The following is a 16,773-nucleotide window of genomic DNA, read 5'->3' as shown; positions in this document are numbered from 1 at the left end:
GTCAGATCTCCTGCGGCAGGGGTGATTTGCGGGTCAGCAGCGTGGCGACGCTGCTGGGCTCGACGAGTTCGTCGAACCTCTCGACCACGGGTTTCAGTTCCGGTGACGCGTCGCGAACGCGTTCCCATTCGGGCCACGACGAGACGGTCATGATCTCGACGACCTCGGTGCCCTCGCCCTCGGTTAGATACACCTCGAAGTCGAAGACCACGTCGAACGCCAGGCACGTCGGCCGGTCGAGGTCGGCCGAGAACCGTTCGAACTGCTCGGCGGTGACCCCGGAGCGCAGGCGAAAGGTGTTGACCGCGCTGACTGGCATCAGGCGATCTCGCGGTTGATCATGACGTGCTTGACCGCGGTGTACTCCTCGAGGGCGTAGACCGACATGTCCTTGCCGTTACCGGACTGCTTGAAGCCGCCGTGCGGCATCTCGGGGGTGACTGGTAGGTGGTCGTTGACCCACACGGTGCCGAACTGAAGGTCACTCGACGCGGTCATCGCCCGCGACAGGTCGTTGGTGAAAACCGATGCAGCGAGCCCGTATTCGGTGTCGTTGGCCCAGGCGACGACGTCGTCGCCGTCGTCGAACTTCGTCACCGACGTCACGGGACCGAACACCTCGGTGCTGACGATCTCGTCGCCTTGACGCGCGCCGACGACGACGGTGGGTGCGGTGTAGAAACCGGTGCCGGGGTTGTCACCCTGGATCAGCTCGGTGTGGCCGGTGGCCTTGGCGCGCGCGACGAAGCCTTCGACCCGGTCGCGGTGGGCCGCGGTGATGACCGGACCCATCGACGTGTTCTCGTCGGCGGTGTCGCCCAAGTTCAGCTCCTTGACTGCCTTCTCGAGGCCGGCGACGAACTCGTCGTGTACGGACTCGTGGACGTAGAGCCGGGATGCGGCCATGCAGTCCTGCCCGGAGTTGCAGAACGCGCCCTCCATGATCTTGCCAACCGCCAGGGGTACGTCGGCGTCGGAGTACACCAGCACCGGGGCCTTGCCGCCGAGTTCGAGGTGCAGCCGCTTGAGGTTGGATTCGGCGGCGGCGTGCATCAGCGCCCGTCCCGTCGCGACCGACCCGGTGAGCGAGGACATGCGTACCCGCGGGTGGGCAACCAATCGGGCGCCGACCTCCTTGCCGTCGCCGGTCACCACGTTGAACACTCCCGCCGGGAAGAGATCCTCGGCGAGTTCGGCGAGCCGCAGCACCGAGTACGGGGTGTGCTCGGAAGGCTTGAGCACCAGCGTGTTACCGGTGAGCAGCGCGGGGGAGATCTTCCAGATCGCCATCAGCAGGGGGTAGTTCCACGGGGCGACCGAGCCGACGACGCCGAGCGGGTCGCGTCGGATGATGCTGGTCTTGCCCCGCACGAACTCGGCTGCGGCGCGACCCTCCATGGTGCGGGCGCCGCCCGCGAAGAACCGGAGGTGATCGGGGATCATCTCCATCTCCTCGAGCGCGAGGCCGATGGGCTTGCCCACGTTGCGCGACTCGATCTCGGCAAGCGTGCGCTGGTCGGCCTCGACGCGGTCGGCCAGGGTGAGGAATGCCCTGGCCCGTTCGCCAACGGGCGTCCTGGACCAGTCCGGGAAGGCGGCCTCGGCGGCCGCGACGGCGCGGTCGACGTCGGCTGCACCGCCACGGGCGATTTCGGCGAAGGCCTCACCGGTGGTCGGGGCGTTGACCTGGTCGACGCCGCCGTCTGCGGCCTCGGTCCAGGTGCCGTCGATGAACATCTTGGTGTGGAAGGTCATGGGTCACTCCTCGGTGGTGGTGGGTGCGCCGCCGGCCGCCATGGTCAGCAGGGCGCGAACTTCGTCTTTCGACATGGGTTGTTGCGCAATGGACGTGTGCACCATCAGGCCCTCGACGACGACGTCGACGAGCCGTGCGGTGGTGCGGTCGAAGTGCTCCGCGAGGGCGTCCTCGGCGCGCTCCATCCAGCGTTGGGTGAGGTGCCGGATCGCGGGCCTGCGCACGGCGCCGCCGTACAGCTCGTAGGTGACGGCGAGTTCGTTGGGATGGCTGGCGAGGTCGTCGGTGATGGCCGAGGCGATGGTCTGGATGAGGTCGTCGCCGTTGCCGCACGACGCCAAGCGGGCCTCGAAGCGCGTGGCCAGCGCGTCGACGTGGGCCTCGAACGCGTGCTGGACGAGGTCGTCCAGCGTGGCGAAGTGGTAGGTGACCGAGCCCAGCGGCACGTCGGCGGCGGTGGCGACGGCGCGGTGGGTGATGCCGGCCACGCCGTCACTGGCGAGTACTCCCAGGGCCGATGCCACGATGCGCTCCTTTCTGTCGGGGTCGTGTCGACGTGCCCGCCGCGGTGCGGATCCCATGCCAACTCCTTCGTTAAGAACATTCGTACGCATCGTTGCGGACAAATGTACGTAACGTTGGGCGTGGGCGCGCGGCGAACGGTGAAAGTGGTTGGTGCTAAGACGCTTCGGGAGCGGGCTCTGGCACGTCCCGCTCGTTGAGCGCCTGTCCGACGAGGGCATACCTCGCGGGCGCCGCGACCTTGAGGTAGACGCCGTAGGCCGCACCCGCGAGGAACGCGATGAACACCAGCGAGAGCATGATCGCCGCCATGGTGCCCTGCACGCCGAGCAGCACGTCGAGGCTGTCGAGGGTCAGGACGAAGAACCCACCGAGTCCCACGATTGCGAGAAGGGGTGCGATCACGGTGTTCCACGGCCGCTTGTCGACGTCGGACTTGCGGAAGAACGCGAAGATCGCGATGCCAGCGACGAGTTGCGACAGGATCACCCCGACGGTGCCGATGCCCGTCGCCCAGGTGAACAGCGTGGCGAACGGGTCCTGCCCGAAGAGCGCGAACAGCGCGATCACGATGCCGACGGTCACGCTCTGGACGATCGACGCGACCCACGGCGTCTGGCGGCGGGGCAGCGTCCAGCCAAGGGGCTGCCAGATGAGGCCCTGCCGTCCGAGGGAGAACGTGTACCGGGCGACGTTGTTGTGGAAGGTGACGATGGCCGCGAACGTCGCGGTGACGATCAGCATCTGGAACACCAGCGAGATGTTGTGGCCGATGATGGTGTCGCTGGCGACGAAGATGAAGTTGCCACCCGTCTCGGTGGCGATCCCGACGACCTGGTCGACGCCGAGTGCGTTGATGATGAGCCAGCCCGACACCGCGTACAGGACGCCCATGAACGCGATCGACAGGTACGTGGCGCGCGGGATGGTGCGCGCCGGATCCCGCGCTTCCTCGCCGTAGATCGCCGATCCCTCGAAGCCGATGAACGAGGCGTGCGCGAACATCAGCGCGACACCCAGCGCGCCACCCAGCACGACGCTCGGCGCGAACGGCTCGAAGGAGAACTGAGACACGGGGACGGCGTCACCGAACAGGCTGAACGCGCTGAGGATGGTGATCATGGTGACCTCCAGCGTCATGAAGACCCCGAGGACCTTCGCGCCGGAGTGCACGCCCTGCACGCCGAGGCCGAGACACAACAGCAGGCCGACGAATGCGTATGCCCACCAGGGGATCTCGACACCCAGTCGCGGATTGATCAGCTCGGCGGCGTAGTAACCGAAGCCGCCGTAGAGCCCGGCCTGGATCGCGTTGTAGGCGAAGATCGCGAGGAACGCCGACCCCAGTCCGGCGACACGCCCGAGTCCCAACGTCACGTAGGCGTAGAACGCCCCCGCATTGGTGACGTGTCGGCTCATCGCCACGTATCCGACGGCGAAGATCATGAGCACCACCGCGGCGATGACGAACGCACCCGGCATCCCGACGCCGTTGCCCGAGCCGATGATGATGGGGAACAGCGCGACCACGACGGTCAGCGGGGACGCCGCGGCGATGATGTAGAAGAAGATGCTCGGCACGCCGAGGCTGTTCTGCTTGAGGCCATGGTTGCGCCGCCCGGCAGGCAGCGGCGTGTCGGGCGAAGGCGAGGTGCCGGTCGGGGGAGCCGGCCGTCGTGGGGGTAGGGATGCGGTGACGTTCTCCATAGTCGTTCATCTTTCGTGTTTTTGGGCGTGTGACGATGCTTCGGTGGCCGGGCTGCGCGGCGGTCCGTCACCCCCTCGCGCCGAGAGCGAGGTCGAGGAGCAGGTCTTCCTGGCCGCCGACCATCGACCTGCGGCCGGCGTCGACGAGCAGGTCGCGGGTGTCGATCCCGACGTCGGCGGCGATGCGCTCGGCGTGCAGAAGGAAGCTGGAGTACACGCCGGCGAAGCCCAGTGTGAGCGTCTCGCGGTCGACTCGCACGGGACGCTGCTGCAGCGGCCGGACGACGTCGTCGGCGGCGTCCATCAGCGCATAGAGGTCACACCCGTGCTGCCACCCGTTGAGTTCGGCGACGGCGACGAAGGCCTCCAGCGGGCAATTGCCCGCTCCCGCACCCAGTCCGGTCAGCGAGGCGTCCACGCGGTGCGCGCCCTCCTCGACTGCCACCAGTGAATTGGCCACTCCCAGAGCCAGATTGTGGTGCGCGTGCACCCCGATCGACGTCGTGGGTGCGAGCACGTCGCGGTAGGCACGCACTCGATCGCGGACGCCGGTCATCGTCAACCTGCCTGCCGAATCGGTGACGTAGACGCACTCCGCACCGGCGTCCTCCATGACCTTGGCCTGGGCGGCCAGCCGATCCGGCGGGGCGAGGTGCGACATCATGAGGAAACCGGCGACGTCGATTCCGAGCGAGCGGGCGGTGCCGATGTGCTGGCGGGCGATGTCGGCCTCGGTGCAGTGGGTCGCGACCCGCACCGAGGTGACGCCGAGGTCGACGGCCGCGCGCAGATCGTCGACCGTCCCGATGCCGGGGATGAGAAGCGTTGTCAGGCGGGCGGTCTGGACGACCTCGGCCGCGGCGGCGATCCAGGCGCCGTCGTCGTGCGCGCCCGCCCCGTAGGTCAGGCTGCCGCCGGCAAGTCCGTCACCGTGCGCGACCTCGATCGCCGCGACGCCCGCGGCCTCGAGCGCACCGGCGATGCGCCGGACGTCGTCCAGGCTCAGCGAGTGCCCGACGGCGTGCATGCCGTCGCGCAGCGTCACGTCCTGGACGTAGACCTCGGTGGTCATCGGACCGGCTCGGGCGTCAGGGTGACCAACTGCTCGGCGACCTGGACGGCGGCGGCCGTCATGATGTCGAGGTTGCCTGCGTAGGCAGGAAGGTAGTCGGCGGCGCCCTCCACCTCGAGGAAGACCGTCACCTGCTGAAGGTCGAGTCGGCTGGCCGCCCCGGCCAGGCGACGACGTGGATCCGTCGACGGAACCGGGTCGACGCGAACCCGTTGTGCCAGGCGGTAGCCCGGCACGTAGCGCGCCACCTCGGCGACCATCGCGGTGACGGCGGAGTCGATCGCGTCCTCGTCGGTCGTGGACACCAGCGCGGCGACGGTGTCGCGCATCAGCATCGGCGGCTCGGCCGGGTTGAGCACGATGATGGCCTTGCCCCGGGTGGCGCCGCCGACGATCTCGATGGCGCGCGCCGTCGTGTCGGTGAACTCGTCGATGTTGGCCCGCGTGCCAGGACCCGCCGACCGCGACGAGATGGACGCGACGATCTCTGCGTAGTGCACGTCGGTCACCCCGGCCAACGCCGCGACGACGGGGATCGTGGCCTGGCCGCCGCACGTCACCATGTTGAGGTTCCGCTGACCCGTCAGCCGCGCCATGTTGACCGCTGGCACCACGAACGGGCCGATGGCTGCCGGGGTGAGGTCGACGATCCGTCTGCCGGTCTCCAGCAGCGCCGCGTCGTTCACGTGGTGGGCGCCTGCGCTGGTCGCGTCGAACACCACCTCGACGTCGTCGAAGGCGCCGAGCCTCAGCAGACCGTCGACGCCGTCGGCGGTGACCGCCACGTCCAGCGCGGCGGCCCGCGCGAGACCGTCACTGCCCGAGTCGATCCCGGCCATGGCCGCGACGTCGAGCACGTTCGAGCGGCGCAGTTTCATCAGCAGGTCGGTGCCGATGTTCCCTGAGCCGATGATCGCGGCCCGATGACGTCGAGTCATCACTACTCCGTTCGTCTGCATCAGTTGGTGTGCGCGCGCAACGCGGGACGCGGCTTCGGCGACACCGCGACGTCGGGAGCGTTGGTCTGCACCAGCTCGTTGAGGATGGCGGCGTGGCGGACCTTGTGTCGGATGAGTTCGGCGTGGAACTCGGGGCGAACCCAGCCGTTGTACATGACGGCCTCCGACTCGCCGGGCTCGATCTTGAAGTAGACCGGCCCCGCGACGCGCGCGATGTCGCCGGCCTCCCACAGCCGGTTCATCCCGCCGAAGGACTCGAAGGTCTCCGCCCAGACGTCGAGCGGGACGTCGACTGAGTTGCGGATGGCGGCCAGCATCGGGCGGGAGAGGTCGCCGACGGGGTTGACGCTGTCGGCGCCGAGGTCCTGGAGGATCCGGATCGAAGCCGGGTTGGCGTGACCGGCGTAGACCGAGATCTTGAACTTGGCGTCCGCGGGGATGTGGCCGGCGTCGCGCGCCTTGTTCAGGATGTCGAGAACGCCTTCGTCCCACACCAATACGCCGCGGATGCCGGTGGAGAAGATGCGGAGGTAGTCGTCGAGCAGGTAGCGGATGTTGTCGAGGCCGCGTACGCGTCGCCCACCGGCCTGGCCTTCGGTGCTCAGCGCCTGGCGGCCGAGGTCCCAGCCGGTGCGCGGCCCGGGGACGGCGATCAGTTCGATGCTGCGCTCCGCCGCCAGAGCGTTGACGTCGGCCAGTTCCTTCGTCGTGAGCAAGGTCGTTCCGCCGCCGAAGGCGATGACGCGGTGAATGAACACCCCGTGCTCGTCGGCCTCGTCCAGCATGGCCTCAAGGGTCGAAAGCCGTTCGACGCCAGAGATTTCCAAGCGATACTTTCCGCCGTCGTCGAACGCCTTGGTCGACGGGGTGAGGGCGTAGTCGTCGGCCGTCATGAGGTCTTGTGCGGCCAGGATGCTGGCCCCGTCGACCTTGGACCTGCGGCTGTCGGCTGCGGTGGGCATCGCTTCTCCTTCGAAGGCCGGATCGCGCAACATCCGGAATTTCACTGAGTGATATCTGACTGCGCTGAATGAAAATCTAGGAGGTGTGGACGCACCTGTCAACAGGAACGGTCGATTCACTGGGTACTGGTAACCTTCACTGAGTGAAACCAGCTGCGGCATCGGAGAAGTCCACCAGCCTGATCGGCGTTGAACGCACGGCCAGGATCCTCACCGCGGTGGCGGACTCCGACATCGGCAATCTCACCGAAATCGCAAGGCGCACAGAGCTGAACGAGGCCACCGTGCTGCGTTATCTCAACAGCCTGGCCACGCTTGGTTACGTGGAACGCTTCAACGCGAACCAGTACCGACTGGGCTGGGAGATCTTCCGGCTCGGACAGCGCGCCTTCTCCAACCAGGTTCCCTCCGACGCGGTGATACCCACCATGGAGCGGCTGGTGAACGAGTTCAACGAGACGGTGAACTTCGCCGCGCACAAGGACCGCAGCGTCGTCATACTCGAAGTCGTCGAAGGCAGGCGTGCGGTCAAGAAGGTCAGCGACGTCGGACAGACCGATCCGTGGCATGCCTCCGCGTTGGGCAAGGCACTCCTGGCGACCATGCCCGACAGCGTCTGGCACGACGTCGTCGCCTCGGCGGGACTCCCGGAGCTGACCGCGCACACCATCACGTCGATGAAGAAGATGGCTGCGGAGATCAAGGAGATTCGCGAGCACGGCTTCGCGGTCGACCGCGAAGAGGCTGCCGAGGAACTCACCTGCGTGGCCGCTGCCGTCCCCACGCCGAACGGGGCGCCGTCGCGCTACGCGCTGAGCATCAGCTTCCTGACCCACCGACTGACCGCCGAGAGCTTGGCGCACGCGGGGACCCAGGTCGTCGCGGGTGCCCGCGAAATCGCAGCCAAGCTGCCGTAATCCGCCGCCGTCACACGCCGGCGGAGATCCGCCGTTCCTGCACCAGGATCGCGACCAGACAGATCGCGGCGAGCACCGCGGTGGCGATCGCGAAGCTGACCCCGGCGGTACGCAAGCCAAGGTGCTGGGAGGCGAAGCCCTCGGCGATCACCGGTAATGAGATCGCCACGTAGGCCACCACGAAGTACGTCGAGCTGACCTCCGCCCGGCGGTCGGCGGGTGCCAGTTCGGCGACGGCGGCCAGGCCACGGCTGAAGCTGATGCCCTGCCCGATGCCCGCCACCAGGGCGGCGACGACCAGCAGCGGCAGCGACGCCAGGTGCAGCGCGATCGCCAGTGCCACCATGCCCACGACCAGGATCGCGCAGCCGATCGCGACGGCCCGCCGCGGCGGGATGCGACGCGCCGACAGTTGGGCGATCGCCGAGGCGACGAAGATCGAGCTCGCCACCACCCCGGCGACGGCGTGGTTCTCGATGCCGATGACCGATCGTACGAACGTCGGCACCACCGCCATGAACAGGCCCGTGACGGAGAACCCGGCGAACGCCGCCGTCGCCGCGGTCAGGAACACGGGTCGCATCTCGGCCGGCACCGAGAGTCGTTGCAGACCAAGTGTTCCGGTGCGCGACGACGTTTCGGGGGCCATCAGCACAGCGCCGACGCCGAGGAGCACCAACACGATGTGCACCCAGAAGGACAGCTGTAGCGGGGCGGGGGCGTACTGCACCAGCACCCCGGCCACCAACGGCCCGGCGCCAAGGCCACCGATGTTGGCCACGGTCGCGATGGCCGTCGCGCGGTCGCGCTGATGCGGCGGCGCAGTCTCGACGATGGCGGCAGTCGCGGTCCCGGTGAAGATGCCGGCCGACAAGCCCGACAGCACCCGGCCCACCAGCAGCAGCGGCACGTCGTCGGCGAACAGGAACACCACGGCGCTAGCCAAGGCGAACCCGGCGCCCGCGAGCAGCACCGGGCGCCTGCCGAGCGCGTCGGACCAGCGGCCGAACACCAACAATGCGGCGAGCACGCCGACGGCGTAGGTGGAGAAGATGACCGTCGTCGTCAGCACTTGGAAGTGCATGCGGTCGGAGTAGAGCGCATACATCGGCGTCGGCAGGGTGGTGCCGAGCATGATCGCCGCGAACGCATATGCGAGCAGGGCGAACCCGAACCGCTGGCGGGTGGGCGTTGGTTGCTGCTCGGTCACTTGGCTGATCGTAGGCACGTGGCGGTCAACGCGCCGGGGGCACCGGGACTTCCCGGCGCCCCGACCCGCCTAGTGTGAGATTGCCTTCTCGGCGCCGACGCCGGTCAGCGACCGGACCTCCATCTCCGCGTCGAGCACCGGATCGCCGGGCACCTTGGACGTCATGGTGCCGATGATGCCGAGCGCGAACGCCAGCGGAATCGACACGATGCCCGGGTTGGCCAGCGGGAACCACGCGAAGTCCACGCCGGGGATCATGGCGGTCTTGGCGCCGGACACCGCCGGGGAGAAGACGATCAAGACGAGCGTCGAGATCAGCCCGCCGTACATGCTCCACAGCGCGCCGCGGGTGTTGAACCGCTTCCAGTACAGCGAGTAGACGATCGTCGGCAGGTTGGCCGCCGCGGCGATCGCGAAGGCCAGCGCTACCAGGAACGCCACGTTCTGACCGTTGGCCAGGATGCCGAGCCCGATCGCCAGGACACCCAGCACCACCGCCGTGATGCGGGAGACCCGGACCTGCTCGCTCTCGCTCACCTGACCCTTCTTCAGGACGCTGGCGTAGATGTCGTGGGCGAACGAGGCCGACGCGGTGATGGTGAGCCCGGCGACGACGGCGAGGATCGTCGCGAAGGCGACCGCGGAGATCACGCCGAGCAGGATCACGCCGCCGAGTTCGAACGCCAGCAGTGGCGCCGCGGAGTTGACCCCGCCCGCCGCGGCGAGGATGCGGTCGGGCCCGACCAGTGCGGCGGCGCCGTACCCGAGCACCAGGGTGAAGAGGTAGAACGCACCGATCAGCGCGATCGCCCACACCACCGACCGGCGGGCTTCCTTGGCCGTTGGCACGGTGTAGAAGCGCATCAGCACGTGGGGCAGACCCGCAGTGCCGAGAACGAGGGCGATGGCCAGCGAGATGAAGTTGATCTGCGAGGTGAACGACCCGCCGTACTGGGCGCCGGGCGCCAAGACGTCGCGGTTGGCCACGCCCGCGGTGGTGGCGCTCGAGATCGCCTGCTGAGCCGAGCCGAGGATCTCCGAGAAGTTGAGCCCGAACTTGACCAACACGATCGCCGTCATCGCACCGGCCCCGGCGATCAGCAGCACCGCCTTGATGATCTGCACCCAGGTGGTGCCCTTCATGCCGCCGACGAGAACGTAGACGATCATCAGCAGGCCGACGACGGCGATGACGATGGACTGTCCGCTCCTGCTCTGCACGTTGAGCAGCAGTGCCACCAGGCCACCGGCGCCGGCCATCTGCGCGAGCAGGTAGAACAGCGACACCGTCAAGGTCGACGTGGCCGCGGCCATCCGTACCGGGCGTTGGCTGAGCCGGAAGCTCAGCACGTCGGCCATGGTGAATCGTCCTGTGTTGCGCATCAATTCGGCCACCAGCAGCAGGGCGACGAGCCATGCGACCAGGAAGCCGATCGAATACAGGAAACCGTCGTAGCCGTAGACGGCGATGGCGCCCGCGATGCCGAGGAAGCTGGCCGCGGACAGGTAATCGCCGGCGATGGCGATGCCGTTCTGGGGGCCGCTGAAACCCCGGCCACCGGTGAAGAATTCGTCGGCGGTCGCGTTCTTCTTGCTGGCGCGGATCACCACGATCATCGTGATGACGACGAACAGTGCGAAGATGCCGATGTTGGCCGCCGGGTTGCCGACGGCCTCGGTGGCTGCCAGGAGTGTCATCGCTCGGTACCCGCCATCTCGGCGCGGATCGCCGCTGCCCGGGGATCGAGTTCCCGGTTGGCGAACCGGACGTAGATCCCGGTGATGAGGAACGTGGTGAGGAACTGCCCGAGCCCGATGAGCAGGCCAACGTTGACGTTGCCGAATACCGGGGTCGCCATGAAGTCAGTGGCGAAGGCCCCGAGCAGAACGTAGGTGGCGTACCAGATGAGGAAGAACGCCGTCATCGGAAAGACGAAGCGGCGCAGCCGTGTTCGTAACTCTTGAAACTCTGGGCTGGCCTGCATGTCAACGAACTGTTGAGCCGTGTTGACCGGCTGCCTATCGGTGGTCGCCACCGCGGTGCTCCTGACGCTGGAAGTGAGGTCTCGTGGCTAGCCTATTGAGACTCACGTCACATTCTCAGCACCTTTGCAGGATGGGACGCCAAAGCCGGGGCGACGTGCGGTGAGCGGTCGGCCGACTACGACGAACGGTTCGGAGGGCAGAGCGAAGCGACGGGAAGTGTTCAAGCCTCATTCTCGTGGGAGTCGCTCCACTCCCATGCCCAGCCGCTCTGGGACGTGCATGCGGGCGAAGATCCTGGCGACGTCCGGCGGTCGCGACGCCGAAGTCAGCAGGCTGACCACCACCATCGTCAGGAATGCCAGCGGAACGGTCACCGCGGCGGGATAGCCGACGACGACGGCGGGCCACCCGCCGAGCAACGGGTCGTCGACACTGCCGACGACGGCCAGCGTCGTCGCCGCTCCCGAGGCGAGGCCGCCGACCACCAGACCGCAAGCGGCACCGACGCTGGTCAGCCCACGCCACCAAATGCCAAGCACCAGTAACGGGCACAGCGTGGACGCGGCCACCGCGAAGACGAGGCCGACGCTGCGCGACAGTTCCAGCGACGACGCCAGTAGCGCCAGCGGGATGGGCACCATGCCACCGACGACCGCGGCGACGCGGAAGTCGCGCACGCGGCCGCGCAGCACGTCGGTCGACAGTGCGCCCGCAATGCTGACGAGAAGGCCGGACGAGGTGGCGAGGAACGCCGCGATGGCGCCGGCGGCGACGAGGGCTGCCAATACCGCACCTGCCCCACCCCCGATCGCCGCGCTGGGAAGCAACAGCACGGCCGCGTCCGCGGTGCCCGTGATGAGCAATTGCGGCACGAACTGCCTCGCAAACACCCCCAGCAGGGTCGGAAAGAGGTAGAACAGCGACAGCAGGGCGATCACCGCCAACGCCGTTCGTCTGGCTGCCGTGCCGTCGGGGTTGGTGTAGAAGCGCACCAGCACGTGGGGCAGTCCCATCGTGCCGAGGAAGGTGGCGATGATGATCGAAATGACTTGATAGAGAGGATGACCGCCACCAAGTCCGCGGCCTGAGGCGAGCCAGTCGTCGCCCGAGCTGGGTGCGCCAGCGACCACCGGTGTCGCCGAACCCGCGGCCAGGGTCAGCGTGCTCCCGTGGGCCAACGTGTACTGACCGGGTGCGGGGAACGCCGCGCCGTCCATGCGGGTGCCGTCGACGTCGCCGGTCACGGTGATGCCCGCAGGCTCGGCGACCTGGACGACGACGTCGGTTTCGACGGTGACCGTCGTCTGGTGCTGGATGACGGGCGGCAACGGCCCGTCCAACTTCGTGGTGTCGCTCAGGAAGAGGGCGAGAAGCGCCAGCGCGGGAACGGCGATCGCCGTGAGCTTCAACCAGTACTGGAACGCCTGCACGAACGTGATGGAACGCATGCCGCCGCCGACGACGTTGACGACGACGATGGCGCCAACGGCCACCGGTCCCACCCACACCGGAAGGCCGAGAAGGGTTTTGAGTGCCAGCCCGGCGCCCTGGTACTGGGGGACGAGGTAGAAGGTGCAGATGACGACCACGACGAGCATCGCCACCTTGCGCAGTCGCGCCGAACCCAGTCGGAACTCGGCGAAGTCGGGCACGGTGTAGGCGCCCGAGCGGCGCAGGGGGGCGGCGACGAAGAGCAGGAGGCCGAGGTAGCCGGCGGTGAACCCGACCGGGTACCACAGCGCGTCGGCGCCGTACTTGGCGATCAGTCCCGCGACACCGAGAAACGAGGCAGCCGAGAGGTATTCACCGGAGATGGCGGCGGCATTCCACTGCGGTCCGATGCTGCGTGAGGCCACCAGGAAGTCCGACGTTGTGCGGGACAATCGAATTCCGTAGAAGCCGATGCCGACGGTGGCCAACGCCGCGGCGAGCAGGGCCGCTGCCGTGAGCGGTGCACCCGTCATGGTTCGCCGTCGACCACGCGGACGAAGTCCCGCTCACCCTGTTCGGCCAGCCGGACGTAGAGCCGCCCGACGCCGTAGAGCACCGGATAGACGAGGGCGGCGAGGATGAGCCAGTTCAGCCGGATGCCGGCGATGTGAACGTCGTCGACTTGGGGAAAGAGCCCAAGCAGCAGGGGGATCAACGCGACCGCGCAGACGGCCACGGCGGCAAGGCGCAACGCCAACCCGAGTTGGGCCCGCACCAGACCGCGGACCAACGCGTCACCGACGCGGGTTTGTTCCTGCACTTCGACCCGCGTGCGGATGACCCTGGCGCCACGCCGGTTGGCCAGGATCACGCGTTCGCGTTGTGGGCGTGGGCTAGTCATCGTCGAGCAATTCCCCGGTCGAGCTCAAGGGCCGCAGGTTGCGCATCGGTTCGCGGATGACACGATCACGGAGTTCACGGGCCTGACGCCGACTCACCGGCAGTTCCACCGCGGGCGTCGCGCCGTTGGAACGCAGGCGGACGAGCACCGCGCCGTCGCTGGTCCGCAGTCCGGTCACCATCCGAAGCGCCACCAGATAGGAGCGGTGAATTCGCTGGAAACCTCGTTCCCGCCAACGGGATTCGAGGGTACTCAACGGAATGCGCACCAGGTGGGCGCCCGATTCGGAGTGCAGGCGCGCGTAGTCGCCCTCGGCTTCGACCCAGCTGATGGTGTCGCGCGGAACCAGGTGGGTGATGCCCCCGAGCTCGGCGGGAATGACGTCGTCCCGTTCGTCGTCGTCTTCGTCGGCAGCGCGGCTCGGCTCGGACGCGACGGCAAGCACTCTGCGGACGGCTTCGTCGAGCCGGCTCTCACGGATGGGCTTGAGCAGGTAGTCGACCGCCCCGACGTCGAACGCCTCCACGGCCTTGTCGTCGTGCGCGGTCACGAACACCACCGCGGGACGGTAGGAGTAGTTGGCGAGGACCCCCGCCAGTTCCAGCCCGCTGAGGCCGGGCATGTTGACGTCGAGGAACACCGCGTCGATGGGCCGCCGGTTCAGTTCGCGCAGCGCCGAAGTCGCGTCGCCTGCCCGAAGCACCTCGGAGATGTCGGGATGCGCGTCGAGCAGGTAAGCCAGTTCGTCGAGGGCAGGCGCCTCGTCGTCGACCGCGAGCACCACGAGCGGCTTCACCTGAACGCACCTCCGCCGGCCCGGACTCCCGACCGGAATTTCGGGACCCGCATGAGGACCTTGGTACCCGCGCCCACGGCCGTCTCGACCACCAGACCGTAGTCGTTTCCGAAGGCCGCGCGCAGGCGATGGTCGACATTGGTCAACCCGACGTGCGCGGAATGCCCGCTCGCGTCCGGCGCTCCGTCGGCCAGCGCGTCGGCGGGGCCCGACCGCAACGCCTCGGGGTCCATGCCGACGCCGTCGTCCTCGACGGTGATGACGCAGTCGGTCCCGTCGTCGCGCGCGAGGATCTCGACGGTTCCGCCGCCGCGGTCTGCCAGCCCGTGCCGGACGGCGTTCTCCACCAACGGTTGCAGTGCCAGAAACGGGACGACGACCGCGAGCATCTCGGGGGCGACCTGCAGCCTGACGGTGAGCGATTCGCCGAAGCGAGCCCGTTCCAGCGTCAGGTAGCGGTCGATGTTGCGCAGCTCGTCGGCCAGGGTGGTGAATTGGCCCGCTGCGCGGAACGAGTACCTGGTGAAGTCGGCGAATTCGAGGATCAGCTCCCTCGCGCGGTCGGGGTCGGTGCGGACGAACGACGCGATGGTGTTCAGGGCGTTGTAGATGAAGTGCGGGCTGATCTGGGCGCGCAGTGCCAACACCTCGGCGCGGTCCAGGCGGGCGCGGGAAGCGTCGAGGTCGGCGAGTTCGAGTTGGCTGGCGGCGTAGCCGGCCACCTCGCCGATGGCGCCGACCATGCCGGGGCCGGGCTGACGCGACGTCACCGCGACCAGGACGCCGAGGGCGTCGCCGTCGTCGGTCAGCAGTGGTTGGGCGACCATCGCGCCCGCGCGGTGGCTCGACATGATGCGTCGTGGGCCGGCGAGAGCCTCCTTGGCTGCGGTCCCGGCCGCGGCGAGGGCGTCGGCCATGTCGGACGGATCGTGGGCCAGGTGTTCGCCGGACGCGTCGTAGACGACGACGGCGTCGGCACCGGTGAGCTGCCGGAGGAACGGCGCGGCGCGACCGGCCGAATCCTCGTCGAGCCCGTGTCGCAGTGCGTGCGCCGCCAGCGAGGCGGTGTGCAGCGCAGCGTGCACGGCGCGCTCGGTGGGGGTGGCCACCACGCGGCGGGTGCGTACCGCGATGACGGCGGCAACGACGGCCAGGAACAGCGCTGCCGCCAAGGCGATTGCGATCTCGGCAGGCATGTCACCTCGCACGGTCGGCCGGTCTGCGGGAGTGAACGTCACCTTAGACTGGCGCCATGGCGAAACTGCAGCTAGTGCAAGATCCCGTCGCCGACGAGCTTCTGGAGTCCAATCCCTTTGCGTTGCTGGTCGGGATGATGCTGGATCAGCAAATCCCGATGGAGGTCGCGTTCGCAGGCCCCCAGAAGCTGGCCGAGCGGATGGGTGGCGTTGACGCCCGCGAGATCGCCGACTACGACCCGGATGCCTTCGTCAAGCTGTTCTCGGAAAAGCCTGCGGTGCACAGGTTTCCGGGCTCGATGGCCAAGCGGCTGCAGACGTTGGCGCAGGCGATAGTCGACGAGTACGACGGTGACGTCGTGGCGCTGTGGACGGCGGGTGACCCCGACGGCGCCGAGGTGTTGCGCCGGCTGAAGGCGCTGCCCGGCTTCGGTGAGCAGAAGGCCAAGATCTTCCTGGCGCTGCTCGGCAAGCAGTACGGCGTGACCCCGGAGGGTTGGCGTGCGGCGGCCGGCGACTACGGCACCGAGGGGTCGCACATGTCGGTGGCCGACGTCGTCGACCAGGGCTCGCTGGAGAAGGTGCGCTCGTACAAGAAGGCCGCCAAGGCGGCGGCGAAGGCCGGGGCTGTGGGATCGTGAGGCATGGCGAAAACACACTTGAGCTGTCCCTGCGGCGAAGCCATTGTCGGCACTGACGAGGACGACCTCGTCGAGAAGGCTCAGTCGCATCTCTCCGAGGCACACCCCGGCAGGGAGTACGACCGCGAGATGATCCTCTTCATGGCCTACTGACCCAGCTGCCAAGACAGCACTGGCTGTCGTCGACGCCGAGGCGCGACGGCAGCCAGTGCTGTCTAGGGGGAGATCACGGGACGACGGTCGAACCGATCGTCGGCATGAACTGGCACTGCTTCTCGGTCGTGGTGACCTGTCCGAAGATCGTCGACATGATGCTGCCCGAGCCGGTGTCGGCGATCGCGGTGAGCGTCGTCGGCCCCGCCGGGTTGATGTCGGCCTGCGGCTTGAGCGTGACCGTTCCCGACTTGCCGCTGGTCAGGTTGACCCAGGTGACGTTCAGCGGCAGCTTCTGCACGGGGGCCGGTCCCGGCGTGCCCATCGCGGTGAACACGTAGGCCGTCTGGCCGGCGGCGGGTCCCGGCTTGGGGATCGACGCAGGGCCGGCGACGGAGATCGCCGCAGCCAGCACGTTGCCGCCGTCGGACCCGCAGCCGTTGCCGATCGACGGGTACATGAAGTCCTGTGTGGTCGGCGCGTCCGGCCCGAAGTTGGGCGCCGGTGCCGGAGCGGCGCCGTCCGGGCTGGGGACGGTTGCGGCGGCGGGCACGGCGGCCGGGG

General features: G+C 68.2%; 17 protein-coding genes and 1 pseudogene. 3 read left to right on the top strand and 15 right to left on the bottom strand.

What is annotated here, in order from left to right; all coding sequences use genetic code 11:
* Nucleotide 1: 1 nt before the first annotated feature.
* The 7 genes from B1790_RS07350 to B1790_RS07320 form a co-directional block, all read right to left on the bottom strand.
* Nucleotides 2-319, bottom strand: a complete 318-nt coding sequence (locus B1790_RS07350) for a hypothetical protein (protein ID WP_079922569.1) — start codon at nt 317-319, stop codon at nt 2-4.
* Nucleotides 319-1,755 carry an aminobutyraldehyde dehydrogenase gene (locus tag B1790_RS07345; protein WP_079922568.1) on the bottom strand — a complete coding sequence of 479 codons (1,437 nt, stop codon included), beginning with the start codon at nt 1,753-1,755 and terminating at the stop codon, nt 319-321. Before B1790_RS07345 ends, B1790_RS07350 begins: the two co-directional genes overlap by 1 nt.
* Nucleotides 1,756-1,758: 3 nt before the next feature.
* Complete coding sequence (locus tag B1790_RS07340; RefSeq protein WP_198951940.1) at nt 1,759-2,280, bottom strand: TetR/AcrR family transcriptional regulator; 522 nt, start codon at nt 2,278-2,280, stop codon at nt 1,759-1,761.
* Nucleotides 2,281-2,434: 154 nt separating this feature from the next.
* A complete protein-coding gene (locus tag B1790_RS07335; RefSeq protein WP_079922566.1) occupies nt 2,435-3,985 on the bottom strand; it encodes an APC family permease in 1,551 nt (516 codons plus the stop codon).
* 67 nt (nt 3,986-4,052) lie between these two features.
* Nucleotides 4,053-5,057 (bottom strand): 4-hydroxy-2-oxovalerate aldolase, encoded by a 1,005-nt coding sequence (gene dmpG, locus B1790_RS07330; protein WP_079922565.1) that lies wholly within the window; start codon nt 5,055-5,057, stop codon nt 4,053-4,055.
* Entirely contained in the window at nt 5,054-5,995 is a 942-nt protein-coding gene (locus B1790_RS07325; protein ID WP_079922564.1) for an acetaldehyde dehydrogenase (acetylating), read from the bottom strand. Before B1790_RS07325 ends, dmpG begins: the two co-directional genes overlap by 4 nt.
* A 20-nt stretch (nt 5,996-6,015) precedes the next feature.
* A complete protein-coding gene (locus tag B1790_RS07320) occupies nt 6,016-6,978 on the bottom strand; it encodes a hypothetical protein (protein ID WP_142271108.1) in 963 nt (320 codons plus the stop codon).
* A 143-nt stretch (nt 6,979-7,121) separates the two neighbouring features.
* Between B1790_RS07320 and B1790_RS07315 the strand changes: the two genes are divergently transcribed.
* Nucleotides 7,122-7,895 (top strand): IclR family transcriptional regulator, encoded by a 774-nt coding sequence (locus B1790_RS07315; RefSeq protein ID WP_079922562.1) that lies wholly within the window; start codon nt 7,122-7,124, stop codon nt 7,893-7,895.
* Nucleotides 7,896-7,905: 10 nt separating this feature from the next.
* Here the strand turns inward: B1790_RS07315 and B1790_RS07310 are convergent, their stop codons facing one another.
* The 7 genes from B1790_RS07310 to B1790_RS07280 all read right to left on the bottom strand — a co-directional run bounded on the left by B1790_RS07310 (nt 7,906) and on the right by B1790_RS07280 (nt 15,415).
* On the bottom strand, nt 7,906-9,105 hold the full coding sequence (locus B1790_RS07310) for an MFS transporter (RefSeq protein ID WP_255407252.1): 1,200 nt from the start codon (nt 9,103-9,105) through the stop codon (nt 7,906-7,908).
* A 69-nt stretch (nt 9,106-9,174) separates the two neighbouring features.
* A complete protein-coding gene (locus B1790_RS07305; RefSeq protein ID WP_079922560.1) occupies nt 9,175-10,803 on the bottom strand; it encodes a cation acetate symporter in 1,629 nt (542 codons plus the stop codon).
* A complete protein-coding gene (locus B1790_RS07300; protein ID WP_142271120.1) occupies nt 10,800-11,090 on the bottom strand; it encodes a DUF485 domain-containing protein in 291 nt (96 codons plus the stop codon). The genes B1790_RS07305 and B1790_RS07300 overlap by 4 nt, the downstream gene beginning before the upstream one ends.
* Before the next feature lie 228 nt (nt 11,091-11,318).
* Nucleotides 11,319-13,055, bottom strand: coding sequence for a cation acetate symporter (locus B1790_RS07295; protein WP_079922558.1), 1,737 nt, complete (start codon nt 13,053-13,055; stop codon nt 11,319-11,321).
* Complete coding sequence (locus B1790_RS07290) at nt 13,052-13,423, bottom strand: hypothetical protein (protein ID WP_079922557.1); 372 nt, start codon at nt 13,421-13,423, stop codon at nt 13,052-13,054. Before B1790_RS07290 ends, B1790_RS07295 begins: the two co-directional genes overlap by 4 nt.
* Entirely contained in the window at nt 13,416-14,219 is an 804-nt protein-coding gene (locus B1790_RS07285) for a LytTR family DNA-binding domain-containing protein (RefSeq protein ID WP_079922556.1), read from the bottom strand. The genes B1790_RS07290 and B1790_RS07285 overlap by 8 nt, the downstream gene beginning before the upstream one ends.
* Nucleotides 14,216-15,415 (bottom strand): sensor histidine kinase, encoded by a 1,200-nt coding sequence (locus B1790_RS07280; RefSeq protein ID WP_079922615.1) that lies wholly within the window; start codon nt 15,413-15,415, stop codon nt 14,216-14,218. The genes B1790_RS07285 and B1790_RS07280 overlap by 4 nt, the downstream gene beginning before the upstream one ends.
* A 56-nt stretch (nt 15,416-15,471) precedes the next feature.
* Between B1790_RS07280 and B1790_RS07275 the strand changes: the two genes are divergently transcribed.
* Both B1790_RS07275 and B1790_RS07270 read left to right on the top strand, forming a co-directional pair.
* A complete protein-coding gene (locus B1790_RS07275; RefSeq protein WP_079922555.1) occupies nt 15,472-16,056 on the top strand; it encodes an HhH-GPD-type base excision DNA repair protein in 585 nt (194 codons plus the stop codon).
* A gap of 3 nt (nt 16,057-16,059) precedes the next feature.
* Nucleotides 16,060-16,209: a DUF1059 domain-containing protein gene (locus tag B1790_RS07270; protein ID WP_079922554.1), complete on the top strand. Its 150-nt coding sequence runs from the start codon at nt 16,060-16,062 to the stop codon at nt 16,207-16,209.
* Between the two features lie 73 nt (nt 16,210-16,282).
* Here B1790_RS07270 and B1790_RS07265 read toward each other — a convergent pair.
* Nucleotides 16,283-16,773, bottom strand: a pseudogene (locus tag B1790_RS07265) (hypothetical protein); the annotation flags it as partial.

The organism is Mycobacterium sp. AT1, from assembly GCF_002043095.1.
In the GTDB taxonomy this organism is placed as follows: domain Bacteria; phylum Actinomycetota; class Actinomycetes; order Mycobacteriales; family Mycobacteriaceae; genus Mycobacterium.
This window is presented reverse-complemented; position numbering and strand designations above follow the sequence as displayed.

Excerpts from the sequence above, each read along its gene's own strand:
- B1790_RS07350 (WP_079922569.1), bottom strand. The coding sequence starts at position 319 with ATGCCAGTCAGCGCGGTCAACACCTTTCGCCTGCGCTCCGGGGTCACC.
- B1790_RS07345 (WP_079922568.1), bottom strand. The coding sequence starts at position 1,755 with ATGACCTTCCACACCAAGATGTTCATCGACGGCACCTGGACCGAGGCC.
- B1790_RS07335 (WP_079922566.1), bottom strand. The coding sequence starts at position 3,985 with ATGGAGAACGTCACCGCATCCCTACCCCCACGACGGCCGGCTCCCCCG.
- dmpG (WP_079922565.1), bottom strand. The coding sequence starts at position 5,057 with ATGACCACCGAGGTCTACGTCCAGGACGTGACGCTGCGCGACGGCATG.
- B1790_RS07325 (WP_079922564.1), bottom strand. The coding sequence starts at position 5,995 with ATGACTCGACGTCATCGGGCCGCGATCATCGGCTCAGGGAACATCGGC.
- B1790_RS07320 (WP_142271108.1), bottom strand. The coding sequence starts at position 6,978 with ATGCCCACCGCAGCCGACAGCCGCAGGTCCAAGGTCGACGGGGCCAGC.
- B1790_RS07305 (WP_079922560.1), bottom strand. The coding sequence starts at position 10,803 with ATGACACTCCTGGCAGCCACCGAGGCCGTCGGCAACCCGGCGGCCAAC.
- B1790_RS07300 (WP_142271120.1), bottom strand. The coding sequence starts at position 11,090 with ATGCAGGCCAGCCCAGAGTTTCAAGAGTTACGAACACGGCTGCGCCGC.
- B1790_RS07295 (WP_079922558.1), bottom strand. The coding sequence starts at position 13,055 with ATGACGGGTGCACCGCTCACGGCAGCGGCCCTGCTCGCCGCGGCGTTG.
- B1790_RS07290 (WP_079922557.1), bottom strand. The coding sequence starts at position 13,423 with ATGACTAGCCCACGCCCACAACGCGAACGCGTGATCCTGGCCAACCGG.
- B1790_RS07280 (WP_079922615.1), bottom strand. The coding sequence starts at position 15,415 with ATGCCTGCCGAGATCGCAATCGCCTTGGCGGCAGCGCTGTTCCTGGCC.
- B1790_RS07275 (WP_079922555.1), top strand. The coding sequence starts at position 15,472 with ATGGCGAAACTGCAGCTAGTGCAAGATCCCGTCGCCGACGAGCTTCTG.
- B1790_RS07270 (WP_079922554.1), top strand. The coding sequence starts at position 16,060 with ATGGCGAAAACACACTTGAGCTGTCCCTGCGGCGAAGCCATTGTCGGC.